General features: G+C 62.9%; 19 protein-coding genes. 5 read left to right on the top strand and 14 right to left on the bottom strand.

All coding sequences use genetic code 11. The features are described from left to right. The 7 genes from ABSG20_RS09225 to ABSG20_RS09195 form a co-directional block, all read right to left on the bottom strand. A partial coding sequence (locus tag ABSG20_RS09225; protein ID WP_423864192.1) for an MmoB/DmpM family protein occupies positions 1-336 on the bottom strand: 336 nt, incomplete at its 3' end. 40 nt (positions 337-376) lie between these two features. After that, positions 377-1,474: an aromatic/alkene monooxygenase hydroxylase subunit beta gene (locus ABSG20_RS09220; RefSeq protein ID WP_423864191.1), complete on the bottom strand. Its 1,098-nt coding sequence runs from the start codon at positions 1,472-1,474 to the stop codon at positions 377-379. 49 nt (positions 1,475-1,523) lie between these two features. Next, positions 1,524-2,564 carry a 2Fe-2S iron-sulfur cluster-binding protein gene (locus ABSG20_RS09215; protein ID WP_423864190.1) on the bottom strand — a complete coding sequence of 347 codons (1,041 nt, stop codon included), beginning with the start codon at positions 2,562-2,564 and terminating at the stop codon, positions 1,524-1,526. Between the two features lie 101 nt (positions 2,565-2,665). Beyond that, positions 2,666-4,336, bottom strand: a complete 1,671-nt coding sequence (locus ABSG20_RS09210; protein ID WP_423864189.1) for an aromatic/alkene/methane monooxygenase hydroxylase/oxygenase subunit alpha — start codon at positions 4,334-4,336, stop codon at positions 2,666-2,668. A gap of 169 nt (positions 4,337-4,505) precedes the next feature. After that, positions 4,506-4,772, bottom strand: coding sequence for a hypothetical protein (locus tag ABSG20_RS09205; RefSeq protein ID WP_423864188.1), 267 nt, complete (start codon positions 4,770-4,772; stop codon positions 4,506-4,508). Positions 4,773-4,788: 16 nt separating this feature from the next. After that, positions 4,789-5,175 carry a hypothetical protein gene (locus ABSG20_RS09200; protein WP_423864187.1) on the bottom strand — a complete coding sequence of 129 codons (387 nt, stop codon included), beginning with the start codon at positions 5,173-5,175 and terminating at the stop codon, positions 4,789-4,791. Positions 5,176-5,218: 43 nt separating this feature from the next. Next, positions 5,219-6,262, bottom strand: coding sequence for an NAD(P)-dependent alcohol dehydrogenase (locus tag ABSG20_RS09195; RefSeq protein WP_423864186.1), 1,044 nt, complete (start codon positions 6,260-6,262; stop codon positions 5,219-5,221). 327 nt (positions 6,263-6,589) lie between these two features. Here ABSG20_RS09195 and ABSG20_RS09190 point away from each other — a divergent pair, with 327 nt between their 5' ends. Continuing rightward, positions 6,590-8,470, top strand: coding sequence for a sigma-54-dependent Fis family transcriptional regulator (locus tag ABSG20_RS09190; RefSeq protein ID WP_423864185.1), 1,881 nt, complete (start codon positions 6,590-6,592; stop codon positions 8,468-8,470). Positions 8,471-8,594: 124 nt separating this feature from the next. Beyond that, positions 8,595-9,020, top strand: coding sequence for an SseB family protein (locus ABSG20_RS09185; protein WP_423864184.1), 426 nt, complete (start codon positions 8,595-8,597; stop codon positions 9,018-9,020). Between the two features lie 61 nt (positions 9,021-9,081). Here ABSG20_RS09185 and ABSG20_RS09180 read toward each other — a convergent pair whose 3' ends face one another. The 5 genes from ABSG20_RS09180 to ABSG20_RS09160 form a co-directional block, all read right to left on the bottom strand. Continuing rightward, positions 9,082-9,393, bottom strand: coding sequence for a hypothetical protein (locus ABSG20_RS09180; protein ID WP_423864183.1), 312 nt, complete (start codon positions 9,391-9,393; stop codon positions 9,082-9,084). A gap of 70 nt (positions 9,394-9,463) precedes the next feature. Further along, a complete protein-coding gene (locus tag ABSG20_RS09175) occupies positions 9,464-10,714 on the bottom strand; it encodes a DUF1501 domain-containing protein (protein ID WP_423864182.1) in 1,251 nt (416 codons plus the stop codon). Positions 10,715-10,716: 2 nt separating this feature from the next. Beyond that, a complete protein-coding gene (locus tag ABSG20_RS09170) occupies positions 10,717-12,159 on the bottom strand; it encodes a DUF1800 domain-containing protein (protein WP_423864181.1) in 1,443 nt (480 codons plus the stop codon). A gap of 430 nt (positions 12,160-12,589) precedes the next feature. Then, positions 12,590-15,121 (bottom strand): M56 family metallopeptidase, encoded by a 2,532-nt coding sequence (locus tag ABSG20_RS09165; RefSeq protein WP_423864180.1) that lies wholly within the window; start codon positions 15,119-15,121, stop codon positions 12,590-12,592. Then, positions 15,121-15,513, bottom strand: a complete 393-nt coding sequence (locus ABSG20_RS09160; RefSeq protein WP_423864193.1) for a BlaI/MecI/CopY family transcriptional regulator — start codon at positions 15,511-15,513, stop codon at positions 15,121-15,123. Before ABSG20_RS09160 ends, ABSG20_RS09165 begins: the two co-directional genes overlap by 1 nt. Positions 15,514-15,739: 226 nt before the next feature. Here ABSG20_RS09160 and ABSG20_RS09155 point away from each other — a divergent pair, with 226 nt between their 5' ends. From ABSG20_RS09155 to ABSG20_RS09145, 3 genes are read left to right on the top strand one after another with little or no spacing between them, the layout of a single operon-like run. Next, positions 15,740-16,774, top strand: a complete 1,035-nt coding sequence (locus ABSG20_RS09155) for an aldo/keto reductase (RefSeq protein ID WP_423864179.1) — start codon at positions 15,740-15,742, stop codon at positions 16,772-16,774. Beyond that, entirely contained in the window at positions 16,771-17,619 is an 849-nt protein-coding gene (locus ABSG20_RS09150; protein ID WP_423864178.1) for an amidohydrolase family protein, read from the top strand. Before ABSG20_RS09155 ends, ABSG20_RS09150 begins: the two co-directional genes overlap by 4 nt. A 31-nt stretch (positions 17,620-17,650) precedes the next feature. Further along, positions 17,651-18,829: a fumarylacetoacetate hydrolase family protein gene (locus ABSG20_RS09145; RefSeq protein WP_423864177.1), complete on the top strand. Its 1,179-nt coding sequence runs from the start codon at positions 17,651-17,653 to the stop codon at positions 18,827-18,829. 114 nt (positions 18,830-18,943) lie between these two features. Here the strand turns inward: ABSG20_RS09145 and ABSG20_RS09140 are convergent, their stop codons facing one another. Continuing rightward, positions 18,944-19,231, bottom strand: a complete 288-nt coding sequence (locus tag ABSG20_RS09140) for a helix-turn-helix domain-containing protein (RefSeq protein WP_423864176.1) — start codon at positions 19,229-19,231, stop codon at positions 18,944-18,946. Next, a complete protein-coding gene (locus tag ABSG20_RS09135; protein WP_423864175.1) occupies positions 19,228-19,560 on the bottom strand; it encodes a type II toxin-antitoxin system RelE/ParE family toxin in 333 nt (110 codons plus the stop codon). The genes ABSG20_RS09140 and ABSG20_RS09135 overlap by 4 nt, the downstream gene beginning before the upstream one ends. Between the last annotated feature and the right edge of the window lie 425 nt (positions 19,561-19,985).

The following is a 19,985-nucleotide window of genomic DNA, read 5'->3' as shown; positions in this document are numbered from 1 at the left end:
CGCCTCGTTCATGTCGCCAAACAGCACCACGGTGTTGTCGTCGGTCATCACCATGCGGCCGTAATGCGTCGAGGTGGATATTTCGAACAGATGCGGGGTCATGATCCGGCCCAGTTCCTCCGAGATTTCATCCATCTTGAATTCCATCTTGCCGATGCCGTCGATACGGATCATCGCCGGCATGTAGGTCACCGTGATATGGTCATGGCGGCCCATGACGTCGGCAATCGCGCGCGCCTCGACGCTGTCGTTCATCGTGACTCCGCATTGATGCGAAATGGTATCCTCAAATTTGATGTCCTTCATCGATTTGAAGATGTTGTCTTCGTGCAGCATGTCGCTCTCCTTGGGAATTGGGGTAAAGGACGTCGGGTTGTTATGACGCGAGATTGGCCGGAACAATAAGGCCAAGCTCCTTGGCAATGCCCTTGATCCTGTTTTTGGATTGGCCCAAGGCGTCGGGGTAGGTAATAACCTTGACGCGCGGTTGCGACCAGATCGGTTGCAGCTGGTTGGCCGCCTCCAGCGCCAGATCGGCGTGTTTGGCGAGCCACTTGTTGAACAATGCAATATTCTGGACGCCGTAGGTCGGATCGGTCCCGAGGATGGCGAACAACTCGACCGTGTTGGCGAGATTGCGCTCGTAATCGGCCTCCGCCGCGGAGACGACCGCCGGGGTGATGAAGTCGCCCTGCGCCGCGGCCGCCTGCATCAGGAACCCGGAACGGAAAAGTTCCCCCACCAGCGGCTCGAACACCACGTTGGTGGCGAAATACTGTTCCAGGTAGTCGTTCGACCCCATCACGGACTCGATCGACTTGCGCACGCCCTGCCAGATCGGGTCCTCGAGCCAGTGCTTCTTGCCGGCGGCGATATCGAAGCCCGGAAGGTCGAGGCCGATCTCGCTCAGATAGAGCGTGATGTCCTGGGCGAAGCGCAGCTTGTAGGAGGAGTTGGTCAGGATCGCGTTGTTGACCATCTGGGTATAGCCGTAGCGCTGCGCCTGCATGGTCGAGGTGCCCAGACCGAACTCGGCGTGCTTGTAGGCTCCGAGATGGTTCTGCAGAATCTTCACCCAGGCAGGGTCGAAACGCGCCGGCGCGCCGGATTTTCTGCCGTTTTCGATGGTGCTTTGCACCATGCCGCAAATGGTCGACTGGCGCTGGTAATGCGTACGCTCCCACTCCTGGTCGACGGCGCGGAACTTATGCCAATTGGAGCTCTTCGCGGCCGTCCAATCCTTGCTGTAGGTCGGCGTTCCGTCGGGAAAGGAAATGATCCAGTCCTGCAGCAGGTAACGCTCGGGGTCGGGCTGAACATCGACCGTCATGTCCTCGTAGTGCGTCGCCTTGCGGCCCTTGGGTTCGAAATAATTGTATTTGCGGCTGTCGGAACCCGGAAACGTGGCTGCTCCCGCCGCCCCGGAATTGACGGCTTCCGGCTTGGTGGCCGCTCTGCTTGCTTGCGCGCTCATGGCTAACTCCCTTTTGCTATGCTTTGCAGCGACGAACTTTTAGACGCCGTCATCGCACCGCCGGCGTAAACTTGTCGAAATAGATGTGGTCGGGCTCGACGCCGTTCATTTGCAGGACCGGCAACAGGGCATCGATCATCGGCGCCGGCCCGCAGGCGTAGGCATCGATCGCGCCGGCGATCTGCTCGCCGCGCAAATGCCGCAGCACCACCTCATGAACCAGCCCGGTTTCGCCATCCCATTGGTCGTCCGCATCCGCATGCGACAGCGCCGGCACAAATTTGAAGTCCTCAAGCCGCGCCGCGATCGCCGCCAGCTGGTCGAGGTAGAACAGATCACCGCGGGTGCGGGCGCCGTAGAAAAACCGCACCGGCCGCTGCTCTTGGCTCTCGATATGGTCGGCGAGAATGGACCACAGCGGCGACATCCCGGAACCGCCACCGACCAGCAGCATCGGGCCAGGTCTCTGCTCGCGCCGGAAGCAGGTGCCATAAGGCCCCTTGGCGATCACGGCGTCACCGGCCTTCAAGGCGCCGTCGAGCTGGGAGGAAAACGCCCCGTTGGGGTATTTCTTGATGATGAAGCTCAGCCTGCGGCCTTCGCTGGGCGGGTTGGCCATCGAAAACGCACGGGTGATCGCGCCATTCTCAAGCGTCAGATCGACATATTGGCCGGCCCAGAACTTCAACGGACTTTCGATCTCGATGTCCAGAAGCCTGATGTCCGACGTCAGCGCGCTGATCCCTGCGACACGCCCGGGGAATGCCTTCACCGCAATCGCGCGGCTGAGCAGATCTTCGTCGTAGTTCAAAAGTTCGAAACTGACGTCGCTGAAGGCATGGGTACGGCACAGCAGGACGTGGTTGGTTTCGCTCTCGTAATCCGGCAAGGCGAAGGTGGAATATTTCAGTAGTTCGATGTCACCATCGATCAGTTTCGATTTGCAGCTGCCGCACTGCCCCTCCTTGCAGCCATGCATCAGCGAGATGCCCTGGCGAAAGGCCGCGTTGAGCACGGTTTCGCCCTCCTCGACCTCCATTTCGATGCCCACAGGCTCGAACCGGACCTTGTGAACCTGCACCTCTGCCATCGGCCCGACCCTGTCGTATTCTCACACCAGCACTGCTTGAGGCCGAACAGGCCCCGGCGATGGAAGAGGCCGCCGAGGCGGCCCCTTCCGGATCTCCCACTTCAGTTGCAAGGATTGATCTTGAAGCCCTTGCGATAGTCAGCCACCGCGACTTCGCGTTCGATCGGCGAAAGCGCCCGGAATCCACGCAGCGGGCTGCCAAGCTGGTGGCCGCGGACGTCGTCGAGCGTCCACATATCCTTGGCATCGAAGCGCAGATGCGGCTGGGCAATCAGCGTCTTGCCGTCCGAACGGACGAAGCCGAGGTCCTTGATCGCGTCGGCAACATCCCAGCCGTGATAGCAGTCTTCCCATTCACGGCGACCGCTGAAGCGGCCCATGGCCGGCGTGGCGCGGCCTTCGTACTCGGCGGCGAACGCCACCTTGTGGGTCCAGCGGCAGCCTTCCGAGCAATAGGTGTAGAGCTTGCCATCGACCTCGTCGCAGACGAAGTCTTCCCGGATCAGGCATGGAACCATGCAGCTCCAGCAGCGATGCGGATAAGCGTAGCCGACTTCGCTGTTGAACAGGATGTTGGTTTCGCCGGGGACGCTGAGCTTGGCATGCCACTTCCAGAAGTCGCCGAATTCGGCATACCAGCCCGGATATTTGTGCTCGAACCACTCAAAATCCTTCTCGGTTTGAGCCTCGATGCGCCAGAAGTTGACCGACCAGCCGACCGTGAAGAACTGGGCGGTCTTGTGGACATAGTTCTTCTTGACGATCCGGTCCCAGGCGGCGGCGACGTCGTCGTGGTGGATCTTGATGCCGTACTTCTCGAGCGGCAGCATATAGGTGCGGTAGTAATCCTCGTAGATCCAGCGGTGCCAGAGCTCGGCATAGGATTCCTTGTTCTTGTCGCGGTTGGTCGTGCCGTATTCGATGAAGGTCCCGATCGCGGCGTCGACGATCGCGTGGTTCTGCCAGAACGCATATTTCAGATCGCGTTCCAACAGCTGATGGTTCGACGGATCATTGATCATCGCCATCAGCATCGAGTGGCCGTTGCCGATATGGCGCGATTCATCCGACTGCACCGACAGGAACACCGTCGGCAGCGCATAGTCGCCGTTGCGCGCGGCCTCCGACGGCATGGCCACGAACAGCGTGTTGGTGAATGCGGTTTCCGCGACCACCGTCAGGTAGACGTTGGCGGCGGTGATGGCGTCACCGGTCAGGAAGCCCTCGGCGAACTGGCGGCCGATGGTGGTGGCGTAGCACTTGCCGAACGCGGCCTCGGTGATGTCGAACCCGGCCGGATCGATATAATTCTCCATGTACCACTTCTTGAGGTTCATCTGGATCGTCGAATGACGGAACTCATCGACCATCTGCATGGTAAAGCCGGTACGCAGTTCCTCGCCGGGCGCCAGCCGGCCCACCATCGCCATCGAGCGCGCCGCCGAGATTTCAGGGAACGGAATGATGGCCAGGAACAGCTTCATCCATTCGACCCAGCGCGGTTCGACATTGCGGAACATGTCGCCGCGCAACGCCGCGTCCAGCGCGCCGTAGACGCGGTTGTCCTTCTCTTCCTGCATCGGGAAATAAGACCGCAGGACCTGTTTCATCGGGTCGCGCGGCGTCTTCGATATCTTGTAGTCGGTCGGAAAGGTCATTGCCTCCTGCACGTAGCTCGGCGTCCAGCCGAGATCCGCGACCCGGCTCGCCGCCTCGGCAATGCTTATTCCCTTCTGGGCCGTAATCTTATTCAGTGTCAGACCTGCAGTCATTTGCTTCTCCTTTGAACGTTGCGTCCGCTTTCGGCATTCTCGCTTCAGTCGCCCGATCGGAACGACCGTCAATCTGAACGGCGTTGTGATCGAATTTTCGCAATGCGCGCCCGCCTAACCAACTTTAAGTCCGGTAAATTGACTTTGATTCCCGAAATTCGTCTTCTGTTCAACCCGATCCGGCGGTGCTGGCCGTTTCTCCGCTTCCGTTGCCTCGCGCGGTGAGCGGCTTGCCTTCAGCGATAAACTTCGCTGCCAGCACCAGTGTACCAATCGCAAAATCCCTGCCGTGCGCGGCAATCATGGCTTCGGCGAGTTCAGCCACCCGTACGAAGAACGCATCCTTCGACCTGGCTTCCTCGCCCGGTTCCGGCTCTGCAGGGATGGTTCGTCCTCTGCCGGGCGGCGCCGCATTTTCCGACGCGGTTGTCATCATGTTCTGATCCTGTTCATCACGCGTGTCCCGATCGTTGGTGTTCTTCGGCGGAGGCTTCGGCGTCGAATTGCAGCAGCGATGCATTGAGCCATTCGCGCTCGGCAACAAGACGCGCATGGTCGTCCTGCAGCGCCTTGAATCGCTCGGTCGCCCTCTCCAGTTCGCGCAACTCGGCGTCCGCCGCGCCAGCCCGCGCGGCGTCGCGCTTCGCGCATTCGAGTTCGATTTCGGCGCCACCACGCGCGCTTTCGTTCTTGATCTGCATCTCGTTGTTGCGAATCATGCCTTCGATAAGCTTGTGTCGTGCCAGCATCCGGTCCCGCGCACGCTGAAGCTCGGCAGCTTCCTCGGCGGATATCTTTGCTCCGAACCGGCCGGCGTCCGTCACTCGCATCACCTTCATTCGATGTCGCCGATCGACACTGAGCATCTTGCGGCGGATTCCTTTATGGGATCAGGACGGCGCGGCCATGAATGCGCCCATGATGCAGATCATGCAGCGCGTCGTTGGCCTCGCTGAGCCGGTATTCCCTGGTATGGAGCTTGACGAGTCCGCGATCCGCGAGCGCCATCAGCTCGACCAGTTCGGGATAGGTGCCGACCAGGTTGCCGACGATGGTCTTTTCGGTCGTGATCATGTCGATGGTCGGAAGATCGATCTTGCCGCCGTAGCCCACGATATAATAGTAGCCGCCATTGCCGGTCATCGACAGGCCTCTGGCGATCGCATCACCTTCGCCGACGAAGTCGATGACGGCCTCGGCTCCGCGCCCTTTGGTCAGCGCCAGCACGGCTTCCACTTCGTTGCCGTCGGCCTTGACGAGATGATGCGCCCCGCAGGTCTTGGCCAATTCGAGAGACTTGTCGGAGCGATCGACAACAATAATCTCCGCCGCGCAGAGCGCCGCGAGAACCTGGACGCCAATATGCCCAAGTCCACCGGCGCCGATCGCGACCACGAATTCTCCGGGCAGCAGATGGCGGGACGCTTTCTTGGCGGCGCGATAGGCGGTCAATCCGGCGTCGGTATAGGGCGCGACATCCTTCGGCGCCAGCGACTTGGGCAGCTTGATCAGCGAACGCTGGCCCGTGAGCAGATATTGCGCATAGCCTCCGTTGGCGTTGATGCCGGGAAAGGAACTGTCCAATGCGTGCATGTCGTCGCCGCGCCGGCAGGCCAGACAATGTCCGCTGGTCACGAGCGGGTGACAGATGACGCTGTCGCCGACCTTGACGCCCTCGACGCCGGGACCGATGGCCTCGACCCAGCCGGCATTTTCGTGACCCATGATATAGGGCAGCTTGACGTCAACCTTGCTGCGCCAGATGCCTTCGACGATATGCAGGTCGGTGCGGCAGACCCCGGCACCGCCGACGCGCACGATCACGTCCATCGGGCGGGAAATTTTCGGGTCTGTCACATCCTCGTACTTAACAAACTCTTTGGCGGTCAGTTTCTCGTCGAACGCATGGAGCACCGCTGCTTTCATTGAATGTTCTCTCCCGGGATTTTTTATTTAATTCACGATAACGCCAATTCTACCTCTGCTTGTATGTCAGCAAGGCCCGTGCCAGACCTTTAACCTGCTGATTCCGCAGTAGTTCTACGCACATCGGCGAGTTCCATGCGATCCGCATCGGAGCAACCTTGGCCGGCCTTCTGTTCCGAGACGGAACACCGCGGGCACCGACATCACGCAATGGAAATTTGGCATCCTGAATATATGATCTATGATGGGAAAAATTGCGGGGCGCGAAGATGTTCGCAGCCGGCCGCGACGCTGGACTGCCGAGCAGCCAATCCGGGAGGACTATTGATGTTGTCTGCCAGCCGGCGCATGGATAATGCCTGGATGACGCTCGAGCAGCGCGGAGCGCCGCCGTCGGAACTTTTGTCGGCGGATATATACGACAGCTGGATGCGCTGCATTTCGTTCGGCCTGGACACCCTGCGCCCGCCGTCGCCCGAATTCGTCAGTGCCGGCATCCTGCGCCAGGAGCAGCAGCGCTGTTCGCTGGTGCGTGGTCTTGCGCTTGCCGAGATGCACACGCTGCATCAGCAGATTGCCGGCTCCAATTTCATGATCGCCTTTGCCAATGCCGATGGCTTGCTGCTCGACATCATCACCGATCCAAGCTTCAGCGATGCTTCGAACGCCGCGAGCATTCGGCCGGGAACGGTCTGGACGGAGAGCATTTGCGGCACCAACGGCCTTGGCACCGCGGCCCATCTCAAACGCGCCATCGTCGTGCACGGGCGCGAGCACTTTTTTTCGCGCTACAACAATCTCACCTGCATCGCCGCGCCGATCTTCGCCCCGGATGGCGAACTGGCGGGAATATTGGATGCTTCGTCGGATTGCATGTCGAGGCAGGCGCACACCCAGGCGCTGGTCGCGATGGCGGCGACCCAGATCGAGAATGGGCTGTTTCGCGAACATCATCGCGGCAATATCCTGATCGCGCTGCATAATCGCGGCGAATATCTGCACACGCTCAGCGCGGGCCTGCTGGCTGTCGACAACGAAGGCAGGATCCTCGCCGCCAACCGGGCGGCGCGGGTCTTGTTGCATGGATTGCCGGCCGCCCCCGGCCGCCGCTTCGCCGATGTGTTCCGCGCCAAATTCAGTTCGTTTGTCGACGAGGGACGACGCAAGGAACGACAGCATCTCGAGGACGAGGCCGGCAGCCAGTTCGTCGCGACCATCGAGAACACCCGTCAATTCCCGATGGTACAAAGGATTTCCGTGCCCCGGCCGCCGCTGCCAAAGGCACCGGCGGCTCAATTCGTATCCGGCGATCCGAAGATCGCGGCAATTGTGCGTCAAGTCGAGATCGCGGCGGCGCGCAAGATGCCAATTCTCATTCGTGGCGAGACCGGCACCGGCAAGGAGCAGATGGCGCGGCATGCCCATACGGCGAGCCGGCGCACGGGATCGTTTGTCCCGGTCAATTGCGCAGCGCTTCCCGACAGCCTGATCGAAGCGGAGCTGTTCGGCTATTGCGAAGGTGCATTCACCGGCGCGCGGAAGGGAGGCTCCGCCGGGCTGTTCAGGGAGGCGGATGGCGGCACCCTTTTCCTCGACGAGATCGGCGACATGCCGGTGACGTTGCAGGCCGTTTTACTGCGCTTCCTGGACGATTGGACGGTGCGGCCGATTGGCGGCAGCAAACGCGAAGTCGACATTCTCCTGGTCTCGGCCACCAACGCCAATCTCGAAGATACCATCGCAAAGGGACGATTCCGGTCTGATCTGCTGTTTCGCCTCAACACGCTGGAGGTTGGTTTGCTGCCGCTGCGCGAGCGCTCAGACTTCGCAGACATCGCCCGCCACCTGATGGAGAAGATAGATCCGTCGGCCGTACTGACTCAAAGCGCCATCGACCGCCTGGCTGAACTGGATTGGGATGGCAATATCCGCGAGTTGCGTAACGTTCTGTCAAGGCTTTCGCTAGGCGAGCACAGTAACCTCATCGACGAGGCGGCCATCGAAGCCGAGGTCGGACGCTGCTGCGGTGCGCGCTCGGCGCGCACGACATCGGCCGATGGCGAATTGAACCGCGATCTGCATGAGATACAGCGTGCGCATGTGCTGAGCGCTTATGCGGAGACTGGCAACAATATCAGCAAGACCGCCCGCCGGCTGGGCGTCTCCCGCAACACGGTCTATCGCGCGCTTCGCGGCAGGCCGACCTGATGCGATCGCCAGCGCGGTCGGAGCTTGCAAGCGGTCGACCGGCGCCTCGGGTCGGCGGACCGCTGCCGAGATCACCGATCTATGATGTCGCACTCAAAATTTTGTTGCTAATGGGAGGGCCGTCATGTTCGAACCGGAAAACAGCCTCGAAGCATTGATGCAGGCCGCCGGAAAGGATCCGGGGGTAGCGCCTGCGTTCTACCAGGCGCTGCTCGCAAGCGAGATCTACGTGCTGACTCCTGAGATGCCGATCAAGCCCGGCCGGCGCCGCTCGCTCAAATTTCAGGAAAAAATCAACCTCGCCACCGTCGAGTTCAAGGGCATGACCTGGCTGCCGGCCTTCACCTCAAAGAAGCGCATATCCGACTATGTCAAGGAGCCCGAAACCTGTCTCGGCGCGGCGGCGCGCAACCTCTTTGAGATGTTGCCCAACGCCAATTTCTGGCTCAATCCGTTGTCAGAATGCCAGAAACCGCTGCCATCCACCGAAATCGCGCTGCTGATGAACGGCAAGATTTTTGCAGCCCTGAAGCAGAAACAGACGATGTGAGCTCGGCCGGCGCCCCGGTCGATTCGCATGCAGCAGGCGTCGAACAGCGACACGCCTCGCCTCAGCGCGCGATCAAATCCGCCACGGCCTCGCTGCCTGCGCGAATCTCGTGGCTTGAGCCTTCGAGATCGGAGCCGATCGGTTCGAACGCGCCGCCGAGATGCCTGGCGAAAAACGCCTCGGCGATGGCAAAATAGGAGAGCCGGTTGCCGGGTTTTTGAAAGCCGTGTCCTTCGTCCGATCCTCTCTCAGTAGACGGACGAGTTCGTTCCAATAGAGCCTGCTCCAGCTGGTCCGCAAGCCGGCGAGAAATTCGAGTTCTTGACCTGTGAAAACAGACATAACAATCCCGCGCCGTTTGAACCATCGGCATCCCTGCTCGCACGATCTGTTGCGAGGCCGAACCGGTCGGGATGCGCGATCGGCTCCGCATCGCCTTCGCGTCAGCCGACCAGACCGGCGGTCGGCACGACGTCGGCGCTGTCGGGAAAGACCGCCGTTGCCAGCGTCCGCTCCTCGACTCTCAAATGATCCCTCAGGAGACCCTTGAGCACGGCGCGCAGGTCGGTGGTCGGCTTGAGATCGCGTTCCTCATAGAGCTGGGCAGGCTTCAGCCCCGGCCAGTCGGCGATCATGCGGCCGCCGCGCAGCGCGCCGCCGGCGAGAAAGGCAACGGTGCCCGTGCCGTGGTCTGTTCCATCCGTGCCGTTGATGTGCGCGGTGCGTCCGAACTCCGTGATAACCGCGACCACCGTCTCGCGCCAGGCCTCGCCCATATTGGTCTCGACGGCCGCCAGCGCGCCATCAAGCACTCCCAGGAGATTGGCGAGTTGACCGGAAGCGGCGCCCTCATTGATGTGCGTATCCCACCCGACAAAGCCCGCCGCCCCGACGCGCGGGCCGTCCGCCCTGGCAAGAAAACGCGCGGCCGTAGCGGCGGCCTCGGCGACGTAGGCGCGCAGGCGCGCGATGCCGGGCAGCGGCAACGCAGCATCATCGGCCATGGGGTCGTCGATCGCAGCGGTCGGTCCAAGGGCCGCAAGGCGTATCTGCGCGTCGAGCGCGGCGGCAAGCCTCGGATCGGTGTGCTGATAGAGGTCCAAGAGGCGCGCCCTTGTGTCATCGCTGGCAGGAAGCGATTTTTGCGGGCTCCACGACATCACCGGCGCCCTGCCGCGCACGATCAGAGGCGTCACCGCCCCGACGCCAAGGGCGCGGCTGCCGCGCAGGTCGATCTGACCGTCCGATGCGAGCGCGACCAGAGCGCGATTGAGCCAGCCCGAGTCGACGGCACCGGGCCTGGAGATCCCGCTCTCCAGAACGTCCTGGCCGTCGAAATGCGAGCGCTCCCGATAGGGCGTCGCCGTGGCGTGCACGATGCAAGCTTGCTGGGCCTTGTAGAGCCGGTGCAGGTTCGGCATCGCAGGATTGAGCGCGAAGAAACCGTCGAGCGGCAGCGCCGGCGTCTTGCCGTCGAGCAGCAAAGCGCGATCGCCGCGCAGGGATTTCCAGTCGGGGTCGCCGACCGGCGCGACCGCACCCAACCCATCCAGCGCACCTCTCAGCACGATGACAAGCAGGCGTGGATCGCGGCCCTCGGCGCGCGCCAGCCTGGGCATCTGGCTCCAGGCGAACAGCGCGCCGGCACCCAGCAGGGCCTCGCGACGGCTGGGCATATGGTGGTGGAACGTCATGCTCATCTCCTCTGCATGTCAGCCGACATGAACAACAGCGCGAGTGCCTGCTGACGGCTTTCGGCGCGTCCGACCGCTTGCTTCACCTCGGGCGAAACGCAAGATCCGAGTACGCTCTCGATGACCTCCCCGGGATCGACGTTGCCGGCCAGGCGTTCCGCGAAGTTATTGGCGACGTCGAGCCGTCGCCCCATCCCGTCAATCCAGGACGCTTCGTCGTCCGGATAGCCCTTGGGCGACGACGGACGCCACAAGGGTTCGCCGAGGAGCCGCTGCCCGGCTGTGAACCGCTCAGGATCGGACTGCAAAAGCCCGGCTGCCCGCACCATGCTGACGACCCACTCGCCCGGGCGTTTGAGTTTGGTGGGCGGCTCTGTCCAGGATTCGTCAGACGCGACCATCGTCTTGGCGATCTCCTTGAGATCGCCGGTGCTGTCGACAAACACCTTGGCCATCTTCTGAACCAGCGCCGGGGGCGGCGTATCGGCGACGAAATGACAAGCGAGCTTGGTCGCCACATGCGTGGCGGTCGCCGGATGCCCAGCCAAATCCCGCAGCACGGCCTGGCCTTGCTCGATCCCGTCCTGCTCGTAGAGCTTTCCCAGCACTTTCTGGGCGCCGGGCTCGTGCAAGCGCGGATTGAAGGTGAATTCGCCGCCATGCTCCGGATTGTCAGGCGGCGGCACCAGGGTCCATCCGGTGAGCACATTGGCGAAGCTGATGACGTCATCCTGGGTGTAGCCGCTGCGCACGCCCAGGGTATGCAGCTCCAGGGTCTCGCGCGCAAAATTCTCGTTGAGGCCACGGCTGCGATTGATGCCGGCGATCGAATTCGGCCCCATCGAGCCGAGGTTGTCGAGATAGAACAGCATGGCCGGATGGCCCTCGACCGCCAGCAACATGTCGACAAACCGGCCGAGCGCGTGGGGACGAATGGCCTCGCGCTCGTAGGCTCCGGACATGCTTCGTATCTTGTCGGCCGAGATGCAGAAATGGTTGGACCAGAACCAGACCAGCCGCTCCGTAAATCCGATCTCAGCGGAGAGCGCAGCCTCCGTGCGCAGCTTCGCCTCAGCAAGATAGATCGGCCGCCCCGGATCGGGGACCGCTTCGGCCGCGATCTTTGCCGCCATCTCGCCGCCGTCCTGATCGCCGCCCTCTGCCATGCTGTTGGCTGCGGCCATTTGCTGGCGGCTCGTGTCCTGGGCTCGCTTGGCCTTGATGGCCTGGGCCTGCCGCCTCGCATTGGCTTCGTTGACCGTACGATAGGCCTTGGCACTCGAAGGCAGTTCGGCTGCCGCCGCGGGGTTCGCCGGAGGGCGTTCGAGCTCGGCGATCAAAGCCCCACGCGGGTCCGCCTCGATTGCCGCAATCGATCCCGGCCGCGGCCCCATCCCGAAGCGGTGCAGGGCCAGCGCGGCTTCAGCCTTTGCAGAACGGCTCATGGCAAATGTCCCGATGATAAGAAACCGCGGGCCGCGCCGGTGGCAACCCGCCCCGCCCAGCTTCCCGAAAAACGGCCCTCGCTGGTAACGCTACGATGCGTAGCACTTCGGCCTCTTCGATGCAAGCACCGAATGATCGTTCTGGGCGCGGCTGACGTTCGAAGGATGACCGGGACGTGGGGCGAAGGCCTTGTTCGCTCGCCCATGTTTGACGATAGGAAGCCGCGCTGCCCGCTCTCCCCTCCCCCCGCTCTTGCGGTGGGGAGGGGTCGGGGGTGGGGGATGCCTCCGCAGACGCCGGCGTTTGTTTGAAGCACCCCCTCCCCACCGCAAGAGCGGGGGGAGGGAGTGAGAGAGCGTCGCTTCGCCCTCACGCTGTCGAAAATCGCGGCGGCGGAGTGGTGGGTTTCGCGAAGGGCTCAACGCCACCCTACGATTGCGGACCCAGTGAGATCCGGCCGATCGTGCCGTCCTTGACCAGGCCGATCCTCCATTCCGCCGAACCATTGGCGAAATGGGCCATGTAGACGTCGTTGCCGATGCCGGTCACTCCCCGGAATGACAAGGCGCGCAGCGGGCCAAGCCGGTTCAGAATGGCATGGTCCAGGGCAAGCTGCTGGCGCGTCTGAGCGGCAACTTCGGGGGTCATGCTGTTGTAGTTGGGTTCGCCGCGGCCCACGGACAAGATATATTGGCGCAGCGTCTCTTCGCTGCCAGCCTGCGGGGCTGAGCGCTGCGACAGCTGCCCGGGCGGGCGAACGACCCCAGGGCCTTCGACACTATGAAAACGCGTCCGTTGACCCGGCATGACGATCTCAAGACATTTCCCCGATGTGTCGGTAATCACCCAGGGAGTGCCGACAGTGGTCAGGACCGCGTCCGACATGGCATCGCCGATCAGGCCCTGGGCCGTGCGTTTTCCATCGGCATCCAGCCGGTAAAGCTGCAGCTCCTGTCCGGTGTCGTTGAAAAGCTGCATCTTGATCGGCGCGGTTTCGCCCAGGGATCGCAAACCCTTTTCCTCGGAACAGGCGGCGATCCCGCCAGGCGCCTCGTTGCCGTCGGGCCGGAACAGCGCATCCTCGGTTTTGCCGTCCGCCCCGAGCAGGATCCGGATCTCCGCAAACCCGTTGGCAAACTTCAGGCCATAAATGTCGTAACCGCCCGGACCGACGCCGCGAAAGAAGATCGACTCGACCGCGCCGAACGCCTTGAGCATTGACTGCACCTGCAAGGCCTGGCTGCGGGCCTTGGCAGCCAGCGCTGCGCTCATGCGGTCATAGTTCGGGGTGCCGGCTCGCATGTCCTCGATCCCTCGCAGGATCGCCTCCTTGCTGCCTGGCGCCGGGGTTTGATCCCTGAAACGATCAGAGGCTTCGGAAATACGGCGGGCAAAACTTGCCTCGATCGATTGGGCCCTGACCGCGGGGATCCGCGACGCCATTTGAGCCCCTGACGTCGGGTCATCAAGCAGGACCTTCGTCACCTTCTTCTCATCGTTGCGCAGGAAAATCACGAGATCATCATGATTGCCGGTGAAGGCATCGGCACCTCCGGCCGCGACCTCGAATTGCGATCGCCCGGTCTCCTGCACCTGCATCCGATCGCCGGCGCGGGTGACGGTCAGCACGCGGTACGGCGACAATTCGTACCAGCCGACATACTCATCGAGCTTACTCGCGTCGAGCTCGATCTCCTGGCCGGAGATCTCGGCGATCCGAACCGATGGCAGGCTGCGGCCATTACCCAGTAACAGCAATTGGTGTGGTGGTTGGCCCTCAGCGGCGGCGAAAGTGATCCGGCCGCTGGCAGCCGGATAGGAATAGGTTCCATCCGGCTCAAGAGTGAGACGGAGCCTTCGTTGCCAGGTCAGTTGTCCATAGAGATCCTCGCCCGCTCGAAACAGGGCGAATATCGACCCGGGACCGAGTGGATAGAAACCGGCCACCTCAGACTTGTGCACGGCGGTCGCCATCATCGCCTCATCGCCCGCAAGGACCGGCGCGGATCCCGGCGCAGTGCGGTAGGCAATGCTGCCAGCAGCGACAACGACAATCGGCGCCACGGCCGCGGCGGTCCAGATCCGTTTCCGCCACCCCGCTTGCGCAGGCGCCACGGCATCATCAAGAATGCGCTCGATGCGCGCGCGGACCGTGCAAGCCCTCGCCATCTCCAGACCCACGGGCGCCGGCCGGACCTGTTGCACCAGATCAAGCAGAATCTCGGCGTAGGACAGCCGGTCCTCGAACACTTCGAGCGCCCGGGCGTCGCTGGTGATTTCAGCAAGCTCCGCCAGCCGGATCAGTTGCCACCACGCAAACGGGCTGAACCAGAACACGGCACGGTTGAGCGAGGCCAGCAGCAGGACGTAGAAATCACCGTGGACGACGTGGGCCCCCTCGTGGGCCAGCACAGCCTGGCGCTTCAACACATCCCATTCGATGTATTGCGAAGGCAGCAGAATGGCCGATCCGAAGGTGACCGGCCCGCGGACGGCATCGCTCACCCGCACATCCGCGGCCGCGGCCCAAGGTTCGAGAAGGGGTCGCGCGGTCCGCGCCAGACGCCACGTCAGATAGATACCCATTGCCAATCTCAGGAGCAGCAACCCGGCAACCATGACGTAGATCGAAAGCGCGAAGACCCGCCAGCTGAACGCGGGGTAGCTCTGCCCATGGGCTGCGCCGACGCCAAATTCCGATGGCAGCGACGAGTGCAGAGGTTGGGGCAGCGGAGTGTCAAGAGGCCATAGATCCCCTCCTGCGACCGGCGCGGGAGCCACCGTGATCGTCAGCGTCATGCAATGCATCAGCAATGGCATCGACAACGATGCCACCAGAACCATCAACCAGGACGTCATATGAACGTGCGGATTTCGTACACGGAGAAGATTTAGCCCTGCCCACACGACGCCACCGACAACCAGGGAGCGCAGCGCCGACTCCGCCAGCATAGCCAGCATTATTTTTTCCCTCCTTTCGACCTCGCTTTCGCCTTTGCGACCTTGTCGGCCAGCAGGCGCAACTGCCGCTGGTCGAGCATCGCCGTATCCACCATGCCGACCAGGACCTCCTCGACCGAACCGTTGCAGAACCAGTCGACGATACGCTGGACCGCTTTGGCCGCCACCCGTCCGCGTGGCTCGGCTGCGCGGTAGACATAGGTACGTCCATCCACCGTGTGGGTGGTGTAGCCCTTTTCTTCCAGCCGTCGCAGCACGGTCCGAACCGTCGATTCCTTGAGCGGACGACGAAGCCGCTCGCGCACGGCCTCGGCCGTGACCGGCGCGTTGGCCCAGACCAGTTGCATCACCTCATGTTCGAGGTCACCCAGTCCGGGCGGGCTATCATCCATTTTTGCCACTTTCGATCGCCACTTCCGATTTTCAGGTTGGTAACGTTACGCAGGGTCGCATAGGAGGCGAATTTCCGCAACGATTATCCCAGCTGGAATGCTCCAGGCCCGATCATCCGAGTTTCCGTTGACAGCTGACGCTAAAGAAATAGGCTGTCCGCTAAATGCAACGATGCGCCGGCGCGACTGGGCACGACCGTTCGAACTTCGGAAACGCAGCACCCCCATGACCCCTTCCACGATGACTGCCGTGCCGCGCCGTCTGCTCGGGCGCACCGGACTTGAGGTCTCGACCTTGGGTTTCGGGACCGCGCCGCTTGGCGATCTCTATTCGAAGCTCGATGACCGCGCGGCGATTGGCGCGGTGGAGCGGGCGCTGGAGCTTGGCATCAATCTTCTGGACACCGCGCCGCTCTACGGCCATGGACTGTCGGAACATCGCTGCGGCACGGCGATCCGGCGGGTAGATCGCGACGGGATCGTGCTCTGCACCAAGGTGGGGCGCTGGATCGACCCGTTTCATGGGCGCGGCACCGCATCGGGCTTCGTCGGCGGGCAGCCGCACCGGGCGGTGGTCGATTATTCCTATGACGGGACGATGCGATCGGTGGAACAGTCGCTGTTGCGGCTCGGCACCGACCGGCTGGATTTGCTGTTGATTCATGATGTCGATGTCTGGACCCACGGCCCCGATGCCATCGAGGACCGGTTTCGCGAGGCAATGGCGGGCGCCTATCCGGCGCTCGACCGGTTGCGCGGCGAGAAAGTGGTCGCAGGTATCGGTATCGGCGTGAACGAGGCCGACATGTGCGTGCGTTTTGCCGAGGCCGGCTCGTTTGACGTCATGCTGTTGGCGGGGCGCTATTCCCTTCTGGAGCAACCCGCGCTTGAGCATTTCCTGCCCCTGGCACGGCGCCAGGGCATCGGCGTGATGCTCGGTGGCGTGTTCAATTCCGGCATTCTGGCGACGGGCGCGGCGGCCGGGGCCAAATACAATTATCAGGATGCGCCGGCTGCGATCCTGGCCAAGGTCGAGCGGATCGAACGCGTCTGTGCCGCCCACGGCGTGGCCTTGCCGACGGCTGCGCTGCATTTCGCGCTCGGCCATCCGGCCGTCGCCAGCGTCGTGCTTGGCGGCCAGACCGCGCAGGAGGTCGAGCGCAACGTGGCCGGCCTCGCCAGCGCGGTCCCTTCAGCGCTTTGGACCGATTTGAAGGCAGAGCATCTCTTGGATGCCGACGCGCCGGTGCCGGGGTCGTGACGCGGATCGACGCGCATCTCCATCTGTGGACGCTGGCCCGTGGCGATTACGGCTGGCTGACGGCGGATCTTGAACCGATCTACCGGGATTTTGCGCTCACGGATCTGGCACCGCATCTTGAGGCCGGCGCTATCGAGGGCATGATCCTGGTCCAGGCCGCGCCGACCGAAGCGGAGACGATGTTTCTGTTGGGGATCGCGGCTTCGGCCGAGAGGGTGCGCGGGGTCGTCGGCTGGACCGATTTCGACGCACCCGATGCCGTAGCGCACATCGAGACCTTGGCGGCGCACGAGCTCCTGGTAGGGTTTCGGCCGATGGTGCAGGACATCGCCGATGACGACTGGCTGCAGCGCCCGGCATTGGCCCCGCAGCTCGCGGCGATGGCCCGGCACAGGCTGGTGTTCGACGCGCTGGTGTTGCCGCGCCATCTGACGCGGCTGTTGCAAGTGGTCGATCGGCATCCCGACCTCTGCTTTGTGCTCGACCATTGCGCCAAGCCGCGGCTCGCAACCGGCGAGCTCGATGACTGGCAACGCGATATCGCAAGGCTCGCCGAGCGCGACAACATCGTCTGCAAACTGTCCGGTTTGGTCACCGAAGCCCGGCCAGATTGGGAGCTAGCGGATTTGCGCCGCGCGGTCGACCATGTCCGGGACTGCTTCAAGCCCGAGCGCCTTTTGTGGGGCAGTGACTGGCCCGTGGTCAACCTGGCCGGCGGCTACGCGAAGTGGCTTGCTGCCGCCGAAAGCCTGCTGGCCGATCTGTCGCCGGATCAGCGAGCCAACATTTTCGGCGGCACCGCCGATCGCATCTATCTTGCAAACCGGGGACGACGAACACGCTGAGCACGACGTCATCCGACGAGGGAGCATTCCGATGCCCATCACCACCGACGCCGCTTTCATCCTGCCCGATGATTTCGCCGATGCCGCCCTGATGGGACGCATCTTTCGCCCCGATCTCTCGAGCCCCTCGGTGGTTGCGATCCGCACCGATGGCGTATTCGATATCACCGGCACTTTCCCGACCGCAAGCGAGCTCGCGGCAACCGCCGATCCCGCCGCGGCGCTTCGCGCGGCGCGGGGTGAACACGTGGGCACGCTGCAGGAACTCCTGGCCAACACGCCGCCGGACACGCGCGACCCCACGCGTCCCTGGCTGCTGGCGCCGGTCGATCTGCAGGTGATCAAGGCGGCCGGCGTCACCTTCGCGGTGTCGATGCTGGAACGCGTGATCGAGGAGCGGGCGCGCGGCAATCCGGATTCGGCCGCAACCATCCGGGCCGAGGTGACGCGGGTGGTCGGAACCGACCTCTCCCAATTGAAGCCGGGTTCCGCCGAAGCGCAGCATGTCAAGGACGTGCTGATCGCACAGAATGCCTGGAGCCAGTATCTCGAGGTCGGCATCGGACCGGACGCCGAAGTGTTCACCAAGGCGCCGGTGCTGTCCGCGGTCGGCACCTGCATGGATGCCGGCCTGCATCCGAAATCGGTGTGGAACAATCCGGAGCCGGAGGTGGTGCTGGTGGTGACATCCGACGGCCGCATTGTCGGGGCGAGCCTCGGCAACGATGTCAATCTGCGCGATTTCGAAGGGCGCTCGGCACTTCTGTTGTCCAAGGCAAAGGACAACAATGCCTCCTGCGCGATCGGGCCTTTCGTGCGCTTGTTCGATTTGGCCTTCACGCTCGACGACGTCAGGGCCATGGAGATCACGCTGCAGGTGAAAGGGCCGGAGGGTTTTGTCCTGCACGGCGAATCCTCACTGCGGAAGATCAGCCGCGACCCGGCCGACATAGTCGCGCAGACGATCAACGAGAATCACCAATATCCGGATGGGTTTGTGCTGTTCCTCGGCACCGCGTTCGCACCGATCCAGGATCGTTCCGCGAAGGGTCAAGGCTTCACCCATGTCGAAGGCGATCTGGTGACGGTTGCCACGCCAAAACTCGGCCGGTTGACCAACCGCATGCGTCATAGCGGGGACTGCGAGCGCTGGGAGTTCGGGCTTACGGCACTGATCGCAGCATTGATGCGCCGGGCGAAAGCCGCGTAGAGAAACTTGCGCACATGACCAGACTTTCTGCCGGCTCCAGCCGGTCGGGAATTACCCAAAGCGATGTCGAAACAATTCGGGTTAACTCACGTAGGGTGTCCGACTGTTGCATCGTCAGGCCGCAGTTCGGATCTTGATCTTCACTTCGAGGCCGGCGCGTGCTGCCAGGGTCAGCAGAGCATCGAGAGAGAACTTGTCGATCTTGCCCTGCAGGAGGTCGTTGAGGCGGGGCTGGGTAATGCCGAGGCGGCTAGCTGCCCGCGCCTGCGTCGTGTTCCAGGCACCAACCGTGTCATCGATGGCGATCATGACGTCGGAGCGAATTTTCATGGTGGCGGCTTCTTCGGGACTGTCCGACAGCGCGTCCCACACATTCGCGAACGTCCTGGTCTTCGTCTTCATGATCTCAACTCCCGTTTGAGTTCTCGCAAGCGCGCAGCAGCAAGGTCCAGGTCACGCTGAGCCGTCTTCTGCGACTTCTTCTGGAAGGCGTGCAAGACATGGACAGCCTCGGCGAACGTCGCAACGTAGACTACCCGGAAAGCTCCGCTAGCATCACGGAGCCTGATTTCTCGAACGCCGGCTCCAATCGTCGGCATTGGTTTCCAGGCGCTCGGATCGCGACCGGATTTGCTTCTCCCCTCCCCCCCGCGAAGCGGTGGGGAGGGGTCGGGGGTGGGGGGTCTATCGGCAGGAACCGCTGCCTCGGTGAACGCCGCGCCACCCCCCACCCCCGACCCCTCCCCGCCACGCGCGATGCGCGTGGGGGGAGGGGAGCTTATGAGCTCATCCTGATTTACCCACCGGCGGCGCCTAGCATGGAGGACTGCCCGCGAAATCGGAGGGGTTAATTTGACGTCTCTCCTTAAGTTTACTTCGCCACCGGCCTTTGGCCGACCCCTTGCATGAAACAGGCCGGATGCGGGGCGCCGAACGAGGGCGACCACAAGGGTCGTCCCTACCGGGATCGACAGGACGTAGGGGCGCCTCTCATACGCGCTAGCTTAAGCGCGCCAGTCAGGTGGCCCCAACTCTCTCACTCCCTCTCCCCGCTTCTTTAGCGCGGGAGAGGGTGGACCACTCGGGCGGTCCCGATGCGGCGCCCCCTCACCCCAACCCTCTCCCGCCCCGCGAAAGCTGCGCTTTCGCTTGGGGG

The organism is Bradyrhizobium sp., from assembly GCF_049512235.1.
Taxonomy (GTDB): Bacteria; Pseudomonadota; Alphaproteobacteria; order Rhizobiales; family Xanthobacteraceae; genus Bradyrhizobium.
This window is presented reverse-complemented; position numbering and strand designations above follow the sequence as displayed.